22 protein-coding genes are annotated in these 20,969 nt (G+C 62.8%); 10 read left to right on the top strand and 12 right to left on the bottom strand.

What is annotated here, in order from left to right:
- The first annotated feature begins 133 nt into the window (after positions 1-133).
- The 5 genes from AC1D3C_RS01945 to AC1D3C_RS01965 all read left to right on the top strand — a co-directional run bounded on the left by AC1D3C_RS01945 (position 134) and on the right by AC1D3C_RS01965 (position 5,224).
- On the top strand, positions 134-580 hold the full coding sequence (locus tag AC1D3C_RS01945; protein ID WP_051900268.1) for a tripartite tricarboxylate transporter TctB family protein: 447 nt from the start codon (positions 134-136) through the stop codon (positions 578-580).
- A gap of 3 nt (positions 581-583) precedes the next feature.
- On the top strand, positions 584-2,089 hold the full coding sequence (locus tag AC1D3C_RS01950) for a tripartite tricarboxylate transporter permease (RefSeq protein ID WP_040123946.1): 1,506 nt from the start codon (positions 584-586) through the stop codon (positions 2,087-2,089).
- A gap of 34 nt (positions 2,090-2,123) precedes the next feature.
- Positions 2,124-3,107, top strand: a complete 984-nt coding sequence (locus AC1D3C_RS01955; RefSeq protein ID WP_477481672.1) for a Bug family tripartite tricarboxylate transporter substrate binding protein — start codon at positions 2,124-2,126, stop codon at positions 3,105-3,107.
- Between the two features lie 72 nt (positions 3,108-3,179).
- The gene (locus tag AC1D3C_RS01960) at positions 3,180-4,157 is read left to right on the top strand and encodes a Bug family tripartite tricarboxylate transporter substrate binding protein (RefSeq protein WP_247137748.1); all 978 of its coding nucleotides are present in this window, start codon (positions 3,180-3,182) and stop codon (positions 4,155-4,157) included.
- 83 nt (positions 4,158-4,240) lie between these two features.
- The gene (locus tag AC1D3C_RS01965) at positions 4,241-5,224 is read left to right on the top strand and encodes a Bug family tripartite tricarboxylate transporter substrate binding protein (RefSeq protein WP_040123949.1); all 984 of its coding nucleotides are present in this window, start codon (positions 4,241-4,243) and stop codon (positions 5,222-5,224) included.
- A 108-nt stretch (positions 5,225-5,332) separates the two neighbouring features.
- Here the strand turns inward: AC1D3C_RS01965 and AC1D3C_RS01970 are convergent, their stop codons facing one another.
- From AC1D3C_RS01970 to AC1D3C_RS01995, 6 genes are all read right to left on the bottom strand, one after another.
- Entirely contained in the window at positions 5,333-6,145 is an 813-nt protein-coding gene (locus tag AC1D3C_RS01970; protein ID WP_477481673.1) for a class II aldolase/adducin family protein, read from the bottom strand.
- Between the two features lie 26 nt (positions 6,146-6,171).
- Entirely contained in the window at positions 6,172-7,146 is a 975-nt protein-coding gene (locus AC1D3C_RS01975) for a 2-hydroxyacid dehydrogenase (RefSeq protein ID WP_477481674.1), read from the bottom strand.
- A 108-nt stretch (positions 7,147-7,254) separates the two neighbouring features.
- Positions 7,255-8,853: a thiamine pyrophosphate-dependent enzyme gene (locus tag AC1D3C_RS01980; RefSeq protein WP_477481675.1), complete on the bottom strand. Its 1,599-nt coding sequence runs from the start codon at positions 8,851-8,853 to the stop codon at positions 7,255-7,257.
- 269 nt (positions 8,854-9,122) lie between these two features.
- Entirely contained in the window at positions 9,123-10,352 is a 1,230-nt protein-coding gene (locus tag AC1D3C_RS01985; protein WP_477481676.1) for an amidohydrolase family protein, read from the bottom strand.
- A gap of 36 nt (positions 10,353-10,388) precedes the next feature.
- Positions 10,389-10,742, bottom strand: coding sequence for a hypothetical protein (locus tag AC1D3C_RS01990; protein ID WP_477481677.1), 354 nt, complete (start codon positions 10,740-10,742; stop codon positions 10,389-10,391).
- Entirely contained in the window at positions 10,729-11,094 is a 366-nt protein-coding gene (locus tag AC1D3C_RS01995) for a Rieske (2Fe-2S) protein (RefSeq protein WP_477481678.1), read from the bottom strand. The genes AC1D3C_RS01990 and AC1D3C_RS01995 overlap by 14 nt, the downstream gene beginning before the upstream one ends.
- Before the next feature lie 94 nt (positions 11,095-11,188).
- On the opposite strand from AC1D3C_RS01995, the gene AC1D3C_RS02000 reads away from it, so the two are divergent.
- The 4 genes from AC1D3C_RS02000 (at position 11,189) to AC1D3C_RS02015 (ending at position 14,289) form a co-directional block, all read left to right on the top strand.
- Positions 11,189-11,995 (top strand): IclR family transcriptional regulator, encoded by an 807-nt coding sequence (locus tag AC1D3C_RS02000; RefSeq protein WP_477481679.1) that lies wholly within the window; start codon positions 11,189-11,191, stop codon positions 11,993-11,995.
- Between the two features lie 85 nt (positions 11,996-12,080).
- Positions 12,081-12,572 carry a MarR family winged helix-turn-helix transcriptional regulator gene (locus AC1D3C_RS02005; RefSeq protein ID WP_040123955.1) on the top strand — a complete coding sequence of 164 codons (492 nt, stop codon included), beginning with the start codon at positions 12,081-12,083 and terminating at the stop codon, positions 12,570-12,572.
- Between the two features lie 113 nt (positions 12,573-12,685).
- Entirely contained in the window at positions 12,686-13,027 is a 342-nt protein-coding gene (locus AC1D3C_RS02010) for a YciI family protein (protein ID WP_477481680.1), read from the top strand.
- Between the two features lie 5 nt (positions 13,028-13,032).
- Entirely contained in the window at positions 13,033-14,289 is a 1,257-nt protein-coding gene (locus AC1D3C_RS02015) for an RNA polymerase sigma factor (RefSeq protein WP_477481984.1), read from the top strand.
- Between the two features lie 39 nt (positions 14,290-14,328).
- Here AC1D3C_RS02015 and AC1D3C_RS02020 read toward each other — a convergent pair whose 3' ends face one another.
- The 6 genes from AC1D3C_RS02020 to AC1D3C_RS02045 all read right to left on the bottom strand — a co-directional run bounded on the left by AC1D3C_RS02020 (position 14,329) and on the right by AC1D3C_RS02045 (position 19,175).
- Positions 14,329-14,730, bottom strand: a complete 402-nt coding sequence (locus AC1D3C_RS02020; RefSeq protein ID WP_040123958.1) for a response regulator — start codon at positions 14,728-14,730, stop codon at positions 14,329-14,331.
- An 11-nt stretch (positions 14,731-14,741) separates the two neighbouring features.
- Complete coding sequence (locus tag AC1D3C_RS02025; protein WP_477481681.1) at positions 14,742-16,448, bottom strand: sensor histidine kinase; 1,707 nt, start codon at positions 16,446-16,448, stop codon at positions 14,742-14,744.
- Positions 16,449-16,624: 176 nt separating this feature from the next.
- Positions 16,625-17,140, bottom strand: coding sequence for an RES family NAD+ phosphorylase (locus AC1D3C_RS02030; protein WP_477481682.1), 516 nt, complete (start codon positions 17,138-17,140; stop codon positions 16,625-16,627).
- Entirely contained in the window at positions 17,133-17,501 is a 369-nt protein-coding gene (locus AC1D3C_RS02035; protein ID WP_040123962.1) for an antitoxin Xre/MbcA/ParS toxin-binding domain-containing protein, read from the bottom strand. Before AC1D3C_RS02035 ends, AC1D3C_RS02030 begins: the two co-directional genes overlap by 8 nt.
- A gap of 76 nt (positions 17,502-17,577) precedes the next feature.
- A complete protein-coding gene (gene scpB, locus AC1D3C_RS02040) occupies positions 17,578-18,222 on the bottom strand; it encodes an SMC-Scp complex subunit ScpB (RefSeq protein WP_477481683.1) in 645 nt (214 codons plus the stop codon).
- Between the two features lie 2 nt (positions 18,223-18,224).
- Positions 18,225-19,175 (bottom strand): DUF1403 family protein, encoded by a 951-nt coding sequence (locus AC1D3C_RS02045; RefSeq protein ID WP_477481684.1) that lies wholly within the window; start codon positions 19,173-19,175, stop codon positions 18,225-18,227.
- Between the two features lie 233 nt (positions 19,176-19,408).
- On the opposite strand from AC1D3C_RS02045, the gene AC1D3C_RS02050 reads away from it, so the two are divergent.
- Positions 19,409-20,938 carry a S10 family peptidase gene (locus AC1D3C_RS02050; protein ID WP_477481985.1) on the top strand — a complete coding sequence of 510 codons (1,530 nt, stop codon included), beginning with the start codon at positions 19,409-19,411 and terminating at the stop codon, positions 20,936-20,938.
- The last annotated feature ends 31 nt before the right edge of the window (positions 20,939-20,969 follow it).

Raw genomic sequence — 20,969 nt, forward strand, 5'->3', positions numbered from 1 at the left:
AATCTAGTTGCCTATAGACGAATTCAAGGCGGCGAGGTCGAGGCGCGGTCCGAGGAGCATGCATAATGACGGTTTGGCCGACGCCCAAGGGTGGCCAGATCGCTTCAACAGTCAGGTTTTCAGGGAGGAAACCATGGTAATCAAAAGTCCGCAGGATTTCGGCGCGGGCATCTTGTTCATCCTTTTCGGCGCGATCGGCCTCTTTGTCGGCTCGGACCTCACCTTCGGTTCCGCCCGCAACATGGGTCCTGGTTATTTCCCGATGATCATCTGCGGCCTGATCGCCCTGATCGGCGTGATCGTCACGGTAAAGTCGCTGGCGATCGAAGGCCCGGCCATCGAACGCATCCAGTTCCGTCCGATCATCTTCATCCTGCTGGCGATTGCCGCCTTCGGCCTGCTGATCGCCCAGATCGGCGCGGTAATTTCCTCGATCCTGCTGATCATGTTCGCTGCCTATGCGCGGCGCGGCGTCAATCTCGTCGAGACCGTGATCTTCGCCGTCACGACCGCGGCATTGGTCGTCATCATCTTCGTCTATGGCCTCGGGCAGCCGATGCCCGTCTGGTGGGGCAGGTAAGCAATGGAAGTTTTTGAACACCTCGCAACCGGCTTCATGGCGGCGGGCTCGCTGGAAAATCTGATGTTCTGTCTGATCGGCACCGTTCTCGGCACGCTGATCGGCGTTCTCCCTGGCATCGGACCCATCCCCGCGCTCGCCATCCTGCTGCCGATCACCTTCGGCCTCGATCCGCTGTCGTCGCTGATCATGCTCGCCGGCATCTACTACGGTGCGCAGTACGGCGGCTCGACCACCTCGATCCTGGTCAACATGCCCGGCGAGGCGTCCTCGGTGGTGACCTGTATCGAAGGTCACCAGATGGCCCGCAAGGGCCGCGCCGGCGCAGCGCTGGCGATTGCCGCTCTTGGCTCGTTCTTCGCCGGTACGATCGGTACGGTCTTCATCGCCGCCTTCGGCCCGCCGCTCGCTTCGATTGCCCAGCAGTTCAACTCGCCGGACTATTTCGCGCTGATGCTGCTCGGCCTCGTCATGGCGATCGTGCTCGCCCACGGCTCCGTCCTCAAGGCGGTCGCCATGGTCCTGATGGGGCTGCTGCTCGGCCTCGTCGGCACCGATATCAACACCGGTCTCACCCGCTACACGTTCAGCCTGTCGGGTCTCTGGGAGGGTATCGACTTCCTGCCGCTGGTTCTCGGTCTCTTCGGTATCGTGGAAATCATCCGCAACCTTGAAAACCCGCCGCCGCCGCGCGAGACGATCAGCACCCGCATGCGCGATCTGTGGCCCAACAAGCAGGAATTCCGGGACTCCATTCCGGCGGCCCTGCGCGGCACGGGCCTCGGCTCGATCCTCGGCATCCTGCCGGGCGGGGGCGCGGTTCTCGCCTCCTTTGCCAGCTACACGCTGGAAAAGAAGATCTCCAAGAACCCCCGTAAGTTCGGTCACGGCGCCGTGGAAGGCGTCGCAGGTCCGGAATCGGCCAACAATGCCGCCGCCCAGACATCGTTCATCCCGCTCCTGACGCTCGGCATTCCGTCGAACCCGATCATGGCAATCATGATGGGTGCGATGATCATCCAGGGCATCCAGCCGGGCGCTGCCGTCATGACCACCCGTCCGGACCTCTTCTGGGGCATGGTCGCCTCGATGTGGATCGGCAACCTGATGCTCGTGGTCATCAACCTGCCGATGATCGGCATCTGGGTGAAGCTGCTGTCGGTTCCCTACCGGCTGCTCTACCCGGCGATCCTGCTGTTTTGCGCCATCGGCGTGTACTCGACCAGCACCGAACCGTTCATGATGGTTCTGATGATCGTCTTCACGGTGTTTGGTTACGTCCTTCACAAGCTCGGCTGCGAGCCGGCACCGATGGTGCTCGGTTTCATTCTCGGGCCGCTGATGGAGGAGAACCTCAGGCGTTCGCTGGTCATTTCGCGCGGCAACCCGTCGATCTTCATCGATCGCCCGATTTCCGCGACGCTTCTGGTCGCGACGGTTCTGATGATCGGCCTGATCGTCTTGCCGCAGTTCCGAAAGACACGCGAGGAGGCGTTTCAGGAGGAATAACACACATTCCGCAGCAGTTTTGGAGGAGGAGCCAATGACTGAACGACATCTGAAACTGACAAGACGCACACTGCTTACGGCGGCCACGATGGCCGCCGTTCTGCCGGGTGTCTCGTTTGCACAATCCACCTATCCCAGCGCCACGATCACGTTCGTATGCGCCTTTCCGGCCGGCAGCGGCGCCGACGTTCTGGTCCGCTTCTTTTCCGAGAAGGTGGCGGCGGTCTCCAAGCAAACGGTGATCGTCGAGAACAAGCCGGGTGCCAACGGCAATATCGCCGCCGAATATGTCAGCCGCGCCAAACCCGACGGCTACACGGTCTACGTCCATTCCGGCACGTCGACGGCGGCCAACATGTCGCTGTTCAAGAAACCGTCGATCGACGTCACCCAGGCGTTGCGCGGCGTACAGTTCATCAACAAGCAACCCTTCATGATCGCGGTCGCGGCCGACAGCCCGATCAAGGATATGAAGCAGCTTACCGAGCATCTGAAGGCCAAGGGCGGCGATGCCACCTACGGCTCGACGGCAACTTCGGGCAAGGTCCTCGCCGAAGTCTACCTGCAGCTCGCAGGGGTCTCGGCAACCGAAGTCGCCTACAAGACCGGCCCGGATTCCCTGAACGACATTACCAGCGGCCAGCTCGATTTCGCAGCGCTCGACCCGGTCTTCGCGCTCAGCCAGCAGCGCGAGGGGCGCTTGAGGCTGCTTGCGGTCGGTTCGCCGCAGCGCATGAAGTCGACGCCCGAGATTCCGGCCATCAAGGAATACGGCCTCAATGTCGACCAGCTTGGATGGTGGGGTGTATTCGTGCCGGCCAAGACCCCGGACGATATCGTCATGAAGCTGAATTCGCTGTTCCAGGAAGTGCTCGACAAGCCGGAAACGGAAGCCTTCCTGAACAAGTTCGGCGGAGACGTCTACAAAGGTACGCCGAAGGAGGTCGACGAGCTTCTTGTGAAGACCGTCGAGGAGTGGCGTGGCTATGTGGCGCTCGCGAAGATCCCGCAAAACTGAGGCTTGTTCAACGGGCTTCACGGGAACCTTTTATGGGGATGACTGGGGCGTTCAAGGGAGGAACTTGTGCCGATGACCACTGAAATCTCACGCAGAAACCTGATGATGGCGACCACCGCCGTCGCGGCGCTTGCACCCTTTGGCGCATTCGCCCAGGGCGCTTATCCGAGCGGCCAGATCACATTCGTCTGCGCCTTCCCGGCCGGCTCCGGCGCGGACGTTCTGGTCCGTTTCTTTGCCGAGAAGTTCGCCAAGGTCTCCGGTCAGATGGTGATCGTGGAAAACAAGCCGGGAGCCGCCGGCAACATCGCCGCCATGTACACCGCCCGCGCCAAGCCGGACGGATATACGATCTACGTCCATTCCGGCACCTCGACGGCGGCCAACATGTCGTTGTTCAAGGCGCCGCCGGTGGATGTCGTCAAGGAACTGCAGACGACGTCCTTCATCAACAAGCAGGCCTTCATGTTCGTCGTGGCTTACGACAGCCCGATCAAGGACATGAAGGCGCTGACGGAATCCCTGAAGAAGAAGGGCAACAACGCCAGCTATGCGACGGCTGCGACCTCCGGCAAGGTGCTTGGCGAAATCTACAAGCAGAAAGCCGGCGTCGACCCGGTCGAGATCAGTTTCAAGGACGCCAAGGATTCACTTAACGACATGCTGAGCGGCTCCATCGACTACGGCGTCCACGATCCCGTCTTCGCCCTGTCGCAGGCCAACGAGAAGCGTATCCGGATCCTGGCGACCGGTTCGCCGATCCGGCTGAAGTCGCTGCCCGACATCCCGACCGCCAAGGAACAGGGCTACGATATCGACCAGCTTGGCTGGTGGGGCTCTTTCGTTCCGAAGGCCACGCCGAAGCCGGTGGTCGACAAGATCAACGCGCTGTTCAACGAAATCCTGGCCCAGCCCGATACCGTCGCCTTCCTCGCGAAATTCGGCGGCGATGTCTATGTCGGCACCCCGGAAGAGGGCCAGGCACTGCTCGCCAAGACGGTCGAGGAGTGGAAAGCTTATGTCGCCCTTGCCAAGATTCCGCAGAATTAATCAACCGATTTGAAAGACCCTGTCGCCATAGTGCGGCAGGCCCTTTCGCAGGGACCCTTACGAACCGCCATAGGAGATGAAAAGTGACAAAATGGCTTAAGAAGATCGCGCAAGCCACCGCCGCCATGGCGATGCTGGCGGTCGCACAGATTGCAAACGTTACGCCCGCTCAGGCCGCTTATCCGGACCAGACGGTCACCTTCGTCTGCGCCTTCCCGGCAGGTTCCGGCGCCGACGTTCTCGTCCGCTATTTTGCGGACAAGGTGTCCAAGATTGCGGGCGCCACGATCATCGTCGAAAACAAGCCGGGCGCACTCAGCAACATCGCTGCTGAATACACCTCGCGCTCCAAGCCGGATGGCTACACGATCTTCGTTCACTCCGGCAACTCGATCGCCGGCAACATGTGGATCATGAAGAAGCCGCCGATCGACGTCGGCAAGGACCTGATGACGATCGCCACGATCAACAAGCAGGCCTTCATGATCGCCGTCGCCAAGGACGCGCCCTACAAGGACATGAAGGAACTGACCGCCGCCATGAAGGCAAAGGGCGACGGCGGCTCTTATGCCGTCAACGCCACGTCCGGCAAGGTCATGGCCGAAGTCTACAAGCAGAAGGCTGGCCTCGAGACCGTTTCGGTCCAGTACAAGACCGCTGCCGACTCGCTCAACGACATCACCAGCGGCGCAATGGACTTCGGTTCCTACGACCCGGTCTTCGCCCTCTCCCAGCAGCGCGAAGGCCGTTTTCGTCTTCTCGGCGTCGCCTCGCCGGAACGCATGAAGGGCGCTCCCAGCATCCCGACCCTGAAGGAACAGGGCTTTGACGTCGACCAGCTCGGCTGGTGGGGTGCCATGGTTGCCAAGGGCACGCCGGAAGACATCACCACCAAGATCAACGGCTGGTTCAACACGGTTCTGCAGCAGCCGGAAACCCAGAAGTTCCTGGCCGACCAGGGCGGCGACCCCTACATCTCTACCCCGGCCGAAGCCCAGGCTCTGATGATCAAGACGATCGCGGAGTGGAAGGACTACGTGGCGATCGCCCAGATCCCGCAGCAGTAAGACCTGCCGAAACAGATAAAAAAAGCCGGTGGAAACGCCGGCTTTTTTCGTTGCGGAGAATAGGAAGGAAAGCCCGCCAGTTCCTGTGGCAAGCGGGCATTTCGGACGTCAATCGCGATAGCTCGGATCGATCCTGTCCAGCTTTCGCAGCATCGCCGGCCATTCCTTGAGCCCCGGCTTTGCCGGCGACATCTCGTACATGTGGGCGGTCAGTTCGGCGATCTTTTCTTCGGGAATGCTGAGGCCCTGCGGCTGGGCGGCCATGGCGGCGAGTTGGGCGCGGGCGGCCTTTTCCAGCCAGAAGGTCCAGACGAACGCCTCGCCGACGCTTTCGCCCGAGGTCAGCGTGCCGTGGTTCTTGAGGATCATGTTCTTGTGGACCCCAAGATCGTGGATGAGCCGCTCCTGCTCTTCCATGTTGAGGGCAAGGCCTTCATAACCGTGATAACCGATGCGGTTGTAGAAGAACATCGAATGCTGGGAGAGCGGCAGCAAGCCGCAATCGAGCATGGAAAGCGCCATGCCTGCCTCAGTATGCAGATGCATGACGCAGTTGAGCTCGTGGCGGGCCTTGTGCACGGCGTGGTGGATGACGAAACCGGCGCCGTTCACCGGATAGTCAGACTTGCCGATGATCTTCGCCTCGTGGTCGATCTTGACGAGGTTGCTCGCCTTGATCTCGTCGAAGGCCATCCCGAACGGATTGATCAGGAAGTGGTTTTCCGTGCCCGGCACGCGGGCGGAGATATGCGTGTAGATGAGGTCGTCCCAGCCGTAGAGTGCCGCGAGACGATAGGCGGCGGCGAGATCGACGCGGACGGCCCATTCCTCGTCGGTGACCGAGGCCCGGTCGAATTCGGTGATGACCTCGCCGGACTGGTCCTGTCCTGCCAGCCCGATGACGTGACGTTGAAATGCCATGTGACGTCCTCCCCAGAGTTCAAAAGCTAGAGTTCAAAAGCCCAGATTGCGATCGGAACCACCGGCGTCGGCAACGGCGTTCCCTTGAAAAACGCCTGGACATTCTCGACCAGCAGAAGGGCCATGGCGAGGCGGGTTTCCGTGGTGGCGCTGCCCTGGTGCGGGGTCATGATCACATTCGGCATCCACAGCAGCTTTTCCGAAACCCTCGGCTCGTTGGCGAACACGTCCAGCGCCGCAAAGCCGAGCTTGCCGGTTCTGAGCGCCTCCACCAGCGCCGCCTCGTCGACGATCGAACCGCGCGAGACGTTGACCAGCGTACCCTCGGGTCCGAGCGCCTCCAGTACCTCCCGGTTGACGACTTTCCTGGTGTCCTCGCCGCCGCGGCTGGCGACAACGAGAAAATCGCTCTGCTTCGCCATCGCGACGAGGTCCGGCATAAAGGTATAGGGAACAGGTTTCTGCCGCGGACCATGATACGAAACCCGCATGCGGAAAGCGCTAGCCCGTTCTGCAATCGCCGCGCCGATATGGCCGAGCCCGACGATGCCGATCGCCTTGTTCTTGAGCGACCGGCCGAGCGGGACCTTTGCCGCAATCGTCGTCCACCGGCCGTCGCGGATATATTGGGTCTGGGGCACGATATCGCGGGCAGAAGCCAGCATCAGCGCCATGGCGAGGTCGGCGACATCCTCGGTCAGCAGGCCCGGAGTATTGGAAATGCCGATGCCGCGTGCCTTGACGGTCGGCATGTGGATCGAGTCGATGCCGATGCCGTAACAGGCGACGAGCTTCAGGTCCGGGAATTTTGCGAGTACATCCGCATTGGCGCCGACGCCGGGATCGGTGACCAGCACCTGCACGCCCGGCATCTCGCCGCCCGCGGCGACGTCCGCGACCGACATTTGCCGCCCGCCCATGCCTTCGAGCGTCGAGACCACCGAAGCCGGCAGGACCGCCGTCAGCACAACGATACGGATGGTTTTCTGGTCTGATGTCACGGAAACGATGCCCTCCCCGGATCGAAATCTTGGAGCCGACTTTATACGGCTCCCTGCCATGACGATAGGCCTTTTCGTCCATGTAGAACGGAATTCGTCATCGACGGATTATCCGTGGATGAACGTCCAGGGACTTACCTCGCTTTCGAGCGACAGCGGCACTTCGATCAGCCACGGCCCGCCACGCGTGATCGCGGTCTCGATTGCGGTGCGGAGATCCTCCGGCGCGCTCACTCGGGAGAAATCCACATGGAAAGCGGCGGCGAGCTTGTCGAAATCCGGGTTCTTGAGCTCCGAGCCGATCAGCCGCCCGCCAAAAGCTTCGCTCTGGTCGCGCTTCACGTTGCCGAAGGCGGAATTGTTGAAAACGACGGTGATGACGTCGATGCCATATTGGGCGGCGGTCGCCAGCTCCTGGGCGGCGAACATGAAGCCGCCATCGCCCGCGATCGAGACGACCGGCACGTCCGGCCGGGCGACCTTGACGCCAAGCGCCGTCGGAAAGCCGAAGCCGAGTGTGCCCTGGAAGCCGGTCGAGATGAAGGTGCGTGGTTCGTAGACCGGATAGCAGTACCAGGAGGCGAAACCGGACTGGCAGACCTCTTCGACAAGGATGCCGTCATCCGGAAGGGCCGCGCGGATCGCCTGTAGATATCCGTAATGAGGCGAGATTTTCTGGATGGCCTGCGCCGTTTCCACGCGCGCCTTTCGGATCGCTTCCTGCCAGTCGTTGGAAGGCGTCCGCGGCTTGAGTTCGTCAAGCAGCGCTGTGAGGGAAGTCTTCGCCCTGCCAAGTACGCCGAGGGCCTCCGGTGTGCGGGTCAACTCCTCCGCGTCGATTTCCAGCCGCACCACCGGCACTTCGGCTCTCGGCTTCCAACGCCAGCTCGGCACCTCGAGCCGGGTGCCGATGCCGATGACGCAATCGACCACCGGCCACAGCTTTCGCGCCTCGGCGATGGTGAGGCCGAGTTCGTGGCGGTTGGAAACCACGCCGCGCCCGGAACGGAAGCCGACCACCGGCGCATGCAGCATTTCCGCAAGCCGCAGCACCTCGTCACGGGCCTCGAATGCGCCGGGCCCAACGAAGATCATCGGCCGCTCCGCCCTGCCGATCACAGTCGCCGCCTCGCCGATCGCCACGTCGGCTATCGGATCCGGATGGTTTTCGAGCGGCCAGGCGATCTCGAATTCGCCCTCCGCCACGAACTGTTCCCAGGGCATTTCGACCGTCGCCGGGCCGGGTTTCAGCGAGCGCATCTCGCGAAACGCATGGGCGATGGCGGCAGAAACATCCCCCGCCTTGTCGGCGCGTTCGGCGGACTTGGCGATGCCGGCAAGCACGGCGCGCTGGTCGCGCATCTCGTGCAGATGGCCGCGACCCTTGCCGAGAAACGCGGTCGGAACCTGCCCGGTCAGGCACAGAACCGGCTCGTTGCAGCCCCAGGCGGTGAGCAGCGCCGCACCAGTGTTGAGCACCCCCGGCCCCGGTACGACGGAATAGACGCCGGGATTGCCCGAGGCGCGTGCGTAACCGAAGGCCATGTAGGCGCAGGTCTGCTCGTGCCGCGGCGTGATCACCCGCATGCCGTCACGCTGAAAGGCGTCGAACAGGCCATAGAGCTGGGCGCCCGGTATGCCGAAGACGGTGTCCACATGGTGAGCGCGCAGCGATGCGACGATGGAATCGCCTCCGGTGATGGTCATGTGAGAGATTCCCTGTGAATGGATGTTTGGACCTTGTGGTGCGTGTGGCGCATGGAGCGGTTACGACGGTGCTTCTTGCCGATCTCCCCCCTTGAGGGGGAGATGCCCGGCAGGGCAGAGGGGGGTGCAGCGGCATACTCTTCGTAGTGAATTTGCGGCGCCACCCCCCTCTGTCACTTTCGTGACATCTCCCCCTCAAGGGGGGAGATCAGAGGGAACATGCCGCGCCGCTCAACATCACCGCAAGCGATCGCCCAATCTTCCCGTCCCTACAAACTCTTCCTTACCGTCGGGTCCAGGTTGAACAGCTTCGCCGCATTCAGCCCGAGAATATTCCGTTTCGCCTGTTCGCTCAGGAACGGCAGGTCGTAGATCTCCTGCGGCACATCGAAATCGAAATGCGGCCAGTCCGATGCAAACAGGAGTTGGCTCTCGGCGTTGATCATCTCCAGCGTCAATTGCAGCGCCTTCATGTTCACCGTTTCCATCGGCTGGGTCGTGTACCAGCAGTTTTCACGCATGTAATCACTTGGCAGCTTTTTCAGCTGCGGCGCCTCGGAAGGCCGCATCAGGTACTGGTCGTCGAGCCGTTGCATCAGAAAGGGGATCCAGGCGAGCCCGCTTTCCACCCAGATGCTCTTCAGCTTCGGAAACCGCTCCGGAATACCGTTTAAAATCCAGTTGGTCATGTGCACCATGTTGCACCAGACGAAGCCGAGCGCGTGCATGCCGAGGAAGCGGTTGATCGTCGCAAGCGACTGGTCCTGCCAGTGATAGGCGGCATGGAAGGCGATCGGCAGGTTGCGTTCCTCGAGCATCGCATAGATGCGCATGTAGTCGTTGTGGTGCACCGCCTTGTGGCGAACGGACGGAACGCAGAAGCCGATGACGCCTGGCTGGCCGGAAAATTCCTCGATGGTGCGTTCCGCTTCCTTCGGCACGTTGAACGGCAGGTAGGCGAGCGTCTTCAGCCGGTCGTCCTTGGAGAGCACCTTGTCGATCAGCCAGCGATTATAGGCGCGGCCGAGATAGACTTCCATTTCCGGCTGCGGATGCAGCCCGAGCGTCAGCATCGGCGTTGGAAACAGCACCATGTAATCGACGCCAAGTGCGCTCATCGCCCGGCGCGACAGCGTGATATCGCGATGCACCCCGTCATCGACCTTTTCGCGGATGCCGGCCTGGTGCGGAATGCGGCCGCCGACGTCCTGGTATTTGAGGCCCATATCGCCGTTCAAGCCGTAGGAGGCGGTGCCCATCTTCTCGTCGTGGAAGAGCATCGCCTGATGCCGGATGACCGGGTCCTCGATATATTGCACCAGTTCATGCCAGGAGATCGTCTCGGTGTGGTGGGCGTCCACGTCGCAGATCAGCCAGTCCTCGAAACCACGCTTTTTAGCGGCCCGGTTGGCATGGGCTAGAATGTCGCGCGTATCGGTAAAGACGTCGATCTGCTGCACCGGCAATTCGCGGGCACGATCCTTGTTGGAAATATCCATGTTCGCTCTCCTCAGGCGAAAGAGTGGATTTATGCCTCAGAGTTCATCCGGCCTGCGCCGGTACCAGAGCGCCAGTTCCATTGGCCCGAGATGCAGGGCGCGCAGGATTTCGGAGACGGCTGACAGCGCTTCGGTTGCGGTCACCGTCTCGTCGCGGGTGCCGGTCAGCGGCCGGAACGTGCGTTCCTCGCCGTCGCTTTTCGCGACATAAAGCCGGATCGCCGCCGTCATCATCCGCGCCACCGCCTCGTCGGAGACGCGCGATGCTTCGCCGTTCTCCAGCAGTTCGGCCGTCGCCTTCTCGATCTCGGTGGTGGCGTCCTCGATCCAGCCATAGGGGTCGTTGCGCCCAAGGGGATTGCTGCGAAAAGTAGGTTCAGAGGACGACATAGACCTGCCCCTCCCGGATCGCCAGTTCGGCACGGTGCAGGCGGTATTTCGCCGGCCCGGCATTGCGGCCGGTTTCCAGGTTGAATTCCCAGCCGTGCCACGGACAGGCGACGTGCATGTTGTCTTCATCGTATTGAAGCGTCCGCACCTCCTGCCTTTCATCGACCGGCTCGATGACTTGAGGATAGATGCGGCCCTGACAGATCGGCCCCTGCCGGTGCGGGCACATGTTGTGCCAGGCGTGCAGCGCGCCTTTTACCCGAAAAATGCCGATTTCCCGCTCCCCGCAGGCGACGACCTTGCGGCCGCCATCGGCGATCTCATCCTCCGAACAAACCAGATATTCCGCCAAGGTTTCCTCCTTATCCTTCGCGCTGATTTCAATATTATTGAAATCATTCAGTTATATTGTATAAAGATGAAAGAAGACGTCAAGCGGAGAGGTCATGGACGCGTCGGTAAAACAGAAAGCGGCGGGCAAGGACCCGGAGATCAAGGGCGCAGGCATCCAGTCGCTTGAAAAGGGCTTGAAAGTGCTGACGGCGATCCAGCATGCCGGCCGTGCCATGCGGCTGAACGATATCGCCGCTGCTGCCGGCATGACGCCGAGCATGGCGCATGGTTATCTGGTCAGCCTGGTGCGCACCGGCTTCGTCGCACAGGACCGGCTGTCCGGCCTTTACGATCTCGGCGATGCGGCGCTGCAGCTCGGGCTTGCCTCGCTTTCCCGCACCGATTTCCTCAGCCTTGCGCGCGCGGCGATCTCGCAGCTTGCCGCCGAGCTCGGCGAGACGGTGACGCTGGCGGTCTGGAACGGCGATGCGCCGGTTGTGGTCGACAAGATCGAGGGCCGCTCCGACAGCGTCTACGAGATCAAGGTCGGATCGCTGGTCCGCCTGTGGCCGACGGCGACCGGTCGGGTCTTCATGGCCAACCTGCCGCACGCCGAATGGGAACATCACCTGCGCGCCATGATGCACCAGGGCGGCGAAACGGAGGGCTCGATCGCCCGTTTCATAACCGAACTCGCAACCGTGCGCAGTCAAGGTTATGCCGCGACGCTGCCGTCCACGGTTCCGGACTTTTCGGCCGTCGCCGCCCCCGTCTTCGATCATCGCGCGCATCTGAAAGCGGTCGTCACCGTGCTCGGTCGACAGGATGGCTTCGATATCGCGCCTTCCGCCCCGCCGCTGACCGCCACATTGCGTGCCGCCAGGTCCCTGTCGCTGCGGCTCGGCGCTTCAGTAAGTTGAGGGTTTTGTGCAACGCGACTTGTGCCGTTGCACTTTCTCCGCTACCCCGCTCATATAACCGTTTAAAGAAGGTCACCGCATCGTGATGGCTGAAGACGTCAGGCCCGAAGAAGCAAGCACCGGCGATTGGGTGATGCAGCAGCCCCGGGCGATCTACTTCCTGAACCAGGCAAATCATGCCGTGCGCAGCCGGCTGGAAGTGGCGCTGTCGGCGCTGCAGATGACCGGCATTCAATATACGGTGCTGAGCGTCATCGGCAGCCGCGAAGGGCTGTCCTCAGCCGAACTTTCGCGTCGCTTCTTCGTGACGCCGCAGACGATGAACGAGCTGATCGGCGGCCTGCAGCGCCGCAATCTCATCACCCGCAAGGAAGACCCGGCCAACCGTCGCATCCTGCGCATGAGCCTGACGACCGAGGGCAAGCGGATGATCAAGGCGTGCGACGCGGCAGCCGATGCCGTCGAGCGGGACGTCTTTTCCTTCCTGCCCCAGGAAAGCTACCAGCAGCTCCGCGAGCTTTGTCGGCTGGTCGCCCGCAATCTTCGCGAGCGCGACGAGATCCCCAAGGGAGACTGACAAAATGCACGGCCGGCGATAGATTTTTCGCAGGCCGTGTCGAACGGGCTTATTCTCGAACGACATTGGTGTAGCAGGCCGATGACGGGCTGCGGCACACACGGAGAAAAGCCATGAAATACATGCTGATGATCTATCGCGACGAAGCATTGTTCGCTGCCGACGCCAAGAGCGGCGCCCATTCCGCCCCCTATATCGCTTATGCCGAAGCGCTGAAGAAATCCGGCGCGCTTGTCGGCGGCGATCGGCTGCAGGTTTCCGAGGCCGCAAGCACGGTGCGGGTCACAGGCAACAAGACCGAGGTGCTGGATGGGCCCTATGCCGATACCAAGGAACAGCTGGGCGGCTTTTACATCATCGACGTGCCGGATCTCGACGCTGCGCTCGAATGGGCGGCGAAATGCCCGGGAGCGATCAACGGCGCGATCGAAGTGCGCCCGATGTGGGTGATGTGACGCCGATGGCCGGCGGCGGCGAGGTTTTGGGCGGGGTTTCCGGCGAGGCCGAGCGCGTCGCCCGCCAGTCCTACGGCCGGCTCGTCGCCTTCCTCGCCGCCCGCACCCGCGATCTGGCGGGTGCGGAGGATGCGCTGTCGGAAGCCTTCGCTTCGGCGCTTTCCGATTGGCCTCATGCAGGCATTCCGAAAAACCCCGAAGCCTGGCTGCTGACGGTCGCCCGCCGAAGGCAGCTCGATGCGATGAGGCGCGGGGGCACGCGCGCCGCGGCCGCGGAGCATCTGAAACTGCTGTCCGACGAGCTTTCCGATCAGCAGCAGGCGGAAATCCCGGATGAGCGGCTGCGGCTGATGTTCGCCTGCGCCCATCCGGCAATCGACGCCCGGATGCGTGGGCCGCTGATCCTGCAGACCATTCTCGGCTTCGACGCGGCGACGATCGCCAGCACCTTCTTGGTCCCGCCGGCCACCATGGGGCAGCGGCTGGTCCGCGCCAAAACCAAGATCCGCGACGCCGGCATCGCCTTTCGCCTGCCCGAACGCGCCGACATGAGCGAACGGCTGGATGCGGTTTTGGAGGCGATCTATGCGGCCTTCACCGAAGGCTGGATCGACCCGGCTGCCGCCCCGTCCCGTCGCCGCGTTTTGGCGGAGGAGGCGATCTGGCTTGGCCGGCTGGTGGCCGTGATGCTGCCCGACGAGCCGGAAGCGCTCGGCCTGCTGGCACTGATGCTGCATCTTGAAGCCCGGCGCGGCGCGCGGCGGACCGAGGCCGGCGATTATGTAGCGCTCGACGAACAGGACCCGACCGCCTGGGACAGGACGCTGATCGACGAGGCCGAAGACATCCTGCTCACCACCAGTCACCGCGGAAGGATTGGCCGCTATCAATTGGAGGCCGCCGTGCAATCGGCCCATGCGATCCGCCGTTTCGGCCGTCAGCCCGATTGGGCGATCCTCGAAACGCTTTACGACCATCTGGGGGCGTTGACCGGCTCGCCGGTCGTTGCCGTCAACCGCGCCGTGGTGATCGCAAGCGGCCGAAGCGTGGAAAAAGGGCTTGCGGCGCTCGATGCGGTCAACGGCGACCAGCGCCTCGCCGACTATCAGCCCTATTGGGCCGCCCGCGCCGACCTGCTCTCCCGCTGCGGCCGAAGACAAGAAGCCGATGCCGCCTATGAGCGCGCCATCGGTCTCGAAACGGACCCGGCGATCCGCCGATTCCTGGCAGGTCGCCGGGTGGGACTCGCGGTTACGTCCTGAGCCGGGGCTGGAGAGGAACTTCGCCGCCTTGCCTTGAGATCAAAGTGCCCGACCGACCGCCCGGTCGTTTTCGAGGCGGGCGATGCAGCCGGCGAGCTTGGCCAGCAGAAGGTCGAAATCGATCGGCTTGGTCAGATAGTCCGCCGCCCCTGCCCGCAGTCCGGTCAACACATTGTCCTTGTCGGTCAGGGCCGAAAGCAAGATGAAGGGGATGTTGAAAAGCTCGGCGTGGTTCATCTGGATTTCTGCCAGGAGCTGGTGACCGTCCATGACGGGCATCGAAATGTCGCAGATGACGATGTCCGGCCAATAGGACAGGATGGCCTCCAGCCCCTCCTGCCCATTGGCGGCCTCCAGAGTTGCAAACCCGGCGTCCGTCAGTTCCTCAACGATGAGCTGACGGATATCCGCTTCGTCGTCGATGCATAGTACGGTAATCATCCTGCTATTCCCTAAGCTGCACGTTTGATGAGATTTGCGAGCGGTCCCTTGTTCGGGAGCGCCACCGTGAATGTTGTTCCCCGGCCGAGTACGCTCTCGACCGAAATCGAACCGCCATGCAGGTCGACGATCTGCTTGACGAGGTTGAGCCCGATGCCGGTGCCGGCGATCCCGGTCGCGCTGCGGGCCCGGTAATAGGGCTGGAAAAGCTTCGGCAGGTCCTCGGCATCCATGCCGATGCCGGCATCGTGGATCGATACATAGGACATGCCGTTCTTCGTCGAGGTCCGGATATGGATGTCCGGCGCCTGGGGGGCATATTTGACGGCATTCGAAAGAAGGTTGGTGAAGACCTGTTCGATCGTGGTGCGATCGGCAAGGATCGTCTGCGGCAGATGCGAAAGGTCCCGGTGAATCCTGTGGGATTTGCGAACGTCCATCTGTCGGGCGCAGCAGGATTCGATGATTTCCGCCAGCGAGAGGCGTTCCGGCTTCAGCGTCGTCTTGCCGGTCTCCAGCCGGCCCGCCGACAGGATGCTCTCCATCAGGTCGACCATGCGCAGCACGGCGGCGCGGATCTGGGCCGACTTCTCTTCCACATATTCGGGCTTCTGAGTTGTTTTCGTGCGCGACAGGCGCTGTGCCGCGGCATCGATGATGGCGAGCGGCGTGCGGAACTCATGGGAAGCCATGGTGACGAACTGACGCTGCAGGGCGTTCACATGCCGCTCCTGTGCCAGGAGCCTGTCCAGTTCTTCCCTCTGGCGCTCGATCTCCGTCGTCCGCAGCCTGACGCTCTCTTCGAGCTGGTCGCGATGGCGCATCAGCGCCAGACGGCTTTCGGACAGGTCGAGGGTTGTCTTGCGCAGCCCGCGGCCGAGAAAGATCACCACGCCCAAGGCGACGACGATACCGGCAATGCCGACCGGAGCGATCTGCTCGACGAGCATCAGGCCCGGCCGGATGGGCTGCCAAGCCATATATCCAAGTGTCGATCCATCGGTGGCGATGACCGGAATGGCCGCGGTGGATTGGGCCGCATCGGTGGTAAAATGCAATGTCTCGATCCGCGCGTAACGGGCGATTTTCTCGACCGCGCTGGCATCCAGAAACCTGACGGCAACCACGATGAATTCCTTGCCGGCATCCAGCGAGACCTCATCGCTGCTCGGGACGATCGGTCTTGCGCTGACGACAGCCGGTCGGCCGGCGATCGAAAGGATCTTCTCCGCGAAAATTTCGCCAAGCACCGGGGGATTGGAAACGCCGGGTGCGATCCGTTTGTGGAGCACCGCCCGGATGTCTTCGCGCAAGGCCGCCGCGGCCTTTTCATCGTCGAGAAAGGTCAGGGCCGCAATATCCTCGCCGTCCCGCATAGCGAAGGCCAGCTCGTCCCGCTCGTTGAACAGATACGTGCGGTCATGGCTGAAATATTTGTTCATCCAGGTACCGATATTCTCGGCAATCCATGGATGATCGTTCTTCGCAGCAAGCAGGACCGCGTCGTTCCACACGGTGACGCTTTCCAGTTCATGCTGTACGGCTTTTACCTGCTCGTCGAGGCCCTGTTCGACGTAACCCTGCTGTCGGGTCAAGGAGAGATCGTCCACCTTGACCGAGGCAAGCCACATGAACCCGGCGAGAAGCAGCGCTGTCAGGGCCGTCAGCAATGTCAGCACGATCGTGACGTGCGATGTGATACGGATGTTCTGCTGCATGGGCACCGCTTTCTCTCGGCCCATCATGCATCCAAAACATTACATTCCGCTAAATTTTAAATGCCAAGGTTGAACGGAGTATTTTCCATACAGCTGTGGGTGTGGCGCCAGGCGGCGATGGTCGTCCCGGTGGTCGAACCGACACTCCGGGAAAGAAACGACCTCCCTTTCCCCGACTATAACCAGGAAGCCGGGTTTTTCGGCAACCGCCCGTCGGGGTCGGTGACCGTGAGCTTCGGCTGGTCCTTGCCGTTCCAGCGCCAGAGGGCGACGCAGGTTCCGCCCGGCGACATGAAGGACGGATAGATGACGCCGTCCCGGCCATCATCGAGCAACCTCTCTGCGAGGAGATGCGTCGCCGGTATCCGGCCGGCATCGAGATCGGCTCGCCATTCGCAGCGGTGGATGGTCTCGTCGACACCAAGACCGGCCAGAACCTCGGGACTGGTCAGATCGGTGAGCCGCGCGCCGTCGAGCCGAAGCTGCGCGATCAGGGCCGGGTGTTGGACGAAACCTTGATTGTATTCCGCCCAGGCCGTGGAAAGCTCGCGCGCGGCATAGATGGTCGCTGCGCCGGCCGGGTTCCAGCGGCCGCCGAAACGGGCAGCGCCGTCGCCGGAAAGCGGCGCGTGCGCCCAGCGCGGCACATAGGCACGCCAGAGGATACGCGATTCAGAGGCCAATTCAGGCATAAACGCCGGAGCGCACCGCCTCCAGATAGGCGAGCACCTTGTCGGCCTTGCCTTCGCCGACGAGGTCGTAAGCCGTCTTGCCGGCCCAGCCGGGGATAGGCTGGTGCTTGAACCAGATCGCCGCGCGGTTCTCGTCGCCGGCCATCTCGCTGGCCATCGCCAAAATACGCACGACCGGGGAGAGCGCCAGATCGACCTTGCGGGCGCCGCTTTTGGCCGTCAGCGTGTTGCGAGCGACACCGATCAGCTTCGCAAGTTCCGCCTGGGTCAGTCCGAGCAGATCGGACACCCGCCGCGCCGACAGAAGCGCGGATTGCTGTTCACGGAAAGCGGCGGCGCCGATTTCAAAAGCATGAGCCATGTGAATAGTCCTGATCCAGTTTTGATCATCTATTGCTCAATATGAGCTCAGTTTCGGCACATTTCAAGCGCTGCCGCTAATCGTCGTCTTCTTCCAGTTCCGGCTCGACGAAATCGTCGACCGGCAGCTTGCGGGTCAGCAGCCCGGCATCCTCCAGCATTTCCGCATCCGGCAGGTCGCGGAGCGTGTCGAAACCGAAGGCGGTGAGGAAGGCGGGCGTGGTGATATAGGTATAGGGCGCACCGGGGGTCGGGCTGCGCGGGCCGGAGGCGAGGAAACCGAGCTGGCGGAGCGTCGCGATCGTATCGCGGCTCACCTCGCGGCCGAAAATCTTCGAGATCTCGGCGCGCGTCACCGGCTGGAAATAGCCGATCGTCATCAGCACCAAGGCCTGGTGATCGGTCAGATCCGCGGGCGGCGCGTTGGCAGTGCCGGAGGCATGGATGACATCGGCAAATTCCGGCCGGGTGCGATGCTGCCAGCCGCCGGCGACCGCGACGAGTTCATAAGGCCGCCCCTCGAGTGCCCCGCGGATCTCCTCGATGATCGCTTCGATATCGCAGTCCTCTCCAACGACGCGCTCCAGCGCTTTCCGGGTGACGGGCTCGGAAGAGGCAAAGATCACCGCCTCCACCCGCGCCGCCCATTGGCGATGCCGCTCCTCCTGCGTCAGGTGGAGAAGCTCCTTGTCGATGACGATTTGCCGCGCACGTTTCGCCATGCTCAGAGCCCATAGATGCGGAAGGTGGGGCGGCCGGAAAGCTCACGCACCGCTTCCAGCTGCTGCAGCCGCTCAAACAGCCGGCGCGACGCGAAACGGGAAAGGTTCGGTGTCTGCAGGGAACCCGAGACGGCGTCATCGGATAGCAGCAGGCGCAGCCCGTCCTCCGCCCCTTTCGCACGCAGCTTCGGCGTGACGAAGGCAAGCCGCTCGGCGCGCCGGGCAATGTCTGCCGCCAGCCGGCCGGCTTCGGCCGCGGCATGCACCAGGGCAAGGCAGATCGCCCGATCGAACCCCTCTTCGCCGGGCCGGAGGCGGCCGCGCCCGCCTTCGGCGCGGAACACCGAAGAAAAGCGCTGGCTCATCAGCAGCGGCACCGGCACGGGCCAACGCAGCTTCTGCGCCAGAAGGAGATCGGCCAGCCACCAGCCCAGCGCTTCGGCATCCGGGCGAATCGTGTGCGTTTCGCGGATGATCGCGGCGGCCGCGAACGGCGCGGCCGATCCGGCGAGGTCGAGGTCGTCAAACGTCTGCGCGAGCGTTGCCAGCGGCTCATCCCATTTGATGCCGAGCATGCCGGCTACCGTCTGCAGCATGTCCGCATCGAGCGCGGACGAACGCGAGGCAAGCCGCTTCCACGCCGAAAGGATCTGCCCGGCCGGACCGGGATCATCCCCCGGCCTGCGCAACAGCCAGGCATCGCGCAGCCCCGCCTCGTCTTCCGAACGCCCCGCAAGCCGTACAGCCGCCGTCGCGCATTTCAGCGCCAGCCGCTGCCGCCAGGCGCCGGCCCAGTCCGGTTCAGCCCGAACGATCTGGTCGAGCGGATAAAGCGCGCCACCCGCCATGAATGCGGCATCCGCGGTGTCCGCGGCAAAGGTCTGGGGACCTGCCCAGCGAGCTGCCGGCACGGGCTGAAACGGCGTCTTCGGAGATACGGCCTTGGGAATCATGGGTGCGAGCGTAAATTTTATGTGCGCTTGTGGCCACCGATCGCGCAGCAATCCGCACCGTCGCCTGCGGATTTGCACCGTTATTTGCAGGACGCCGCCGCGAAAACACTGAAAATCGACGAGCCGAGGCCCCTGCCCCCGTCGATCAATAGGAGTTGAATTTTGCGGATCGGCGCGCCGCCCTACATAGGGTGCGGCTGGTCAAGGAGGATTTCAGTTTGACGTTCCATCGGATGATTGCATCTCTCGCCGTAGTCCTTGCTCTCTCAGTGCCGGTGCTTTCGGGACCGGCCTGGGCCCAACAGCCGCGCGGCGGTGACGAGAACCGCGAGCGCGGCCGCCAGACGGAGCAGGGTGCCGGTGGTGGCATCTTCAGCCTGATCCCGGCCGATTCCACCACCGAACATGTCTTCAAGGCGCCTTCCGGCGATCTCCCCTATACCGCGACAGCCGGCACGCTCGATCTGTTCGGCCAGGACGGCAACCGCTCGGCGAAGATCTTCTACACCGCCTATATCGCGAAGAACAGAACGTCGGGCCGGCCGCTCACCTTCGCCTTCAACGGCGGCCCGGGCGCCGCCTCCGCTTATCTGCATCTCGGCCTGGTCGGCCCGAAGATCCTGGAATTCGGCGCAACCGGTGACAATGGCACGACGCCCCAGCTGAAGGATAACCCCGAAAGCTGGCTCGCGTTCACCGATCTCGTGCTGATCGATCCGGTCGGTACCGGCTGGAGCCGCGCCGCCAGCAACGACGCGGCCGGCGGCTATTACGGCGTGCGGCAGGATGCCGACAGCCTCTCCAAGGCGATCGCGCTCTACGTCCAGAAGAACAACCGGCTCGATGCGCCGAAATACCTGCTCGGCGAAAGTTATGGCGGTTTTCGCGCCGCCAAGGTCGCCGTGTCTCTGAAGAACAGTCAGGGGATGCTGGCTTCGGGCATCATCATGCTGTCGCCGCTGGTGGAAGGCCGCTTCCTTGCCAATTCCGATGATCCCCTGAGTGCGGCGCTGCAGCTTCCCTCGCTCGCCGCAGCCGAGATGGAGCGCCACAACCAGTTCACGCCGGAAAAGCTTGCCGATGCCGAGCGTTTCGCGATCGGTGACTATCTCGTCGGGCTCGCCGGCCCCTCCCCCAACGGCCAGACGGCCGATACGCTCTATGGCCGGGTTTCCGAACTCACCGGCATTCCGAAGGACGTCGTCGCCCGCACCCGCGGTTTCGTCGGCGATGTCTATGCCAAGCAGATGGGGGGGCCGGGAAAGATCGTCAGCCCCTATGACGCAGCCTACGCGGTGCCGGATGCCTATCCGGAAGATGCCGTCACCCGCAACGACGATCCGATCCTCGAAGGTTACACGCGCGCCTATGGCGCCGCGTTTGCCGCCTATGCCCGCAACGAACTCGGGTTTGCGAGCGAAATGACCTATTCGCTGCTGAACGAGGAGGTGAACCGCCGCTGGGAATGGAACGGCAGCCGCGGCGGAGATTCGCGTTCACTCGCCAGCGCCAGCACCGATATCCGCGACCTGCTTTCGGTCATCCCGTCCTTCAAGCTGATGATTGCCCACGGCTACAGCGACGCGCTGACGCCTTACGGCGCCAGCCGCTACGTCATCGACCACCTGCCGCCCGAACTCGCTTCCGGCCGCGCCGAGCTCAAGGTCTATCGCGGCGGGCACATGTTCTACACCAGGCCGGATTCGCGCAGGAGTTTTGCAGGCGACGTCAGGGCGTTTTACGAGGCCAAGGCGACGGATTGAATTCGCCGGCTGTTCGATGACGGAAAGGTCA

It is taken from the genome of Neorhizobium sp. P1_A6 (assembly GCF_056406795.1).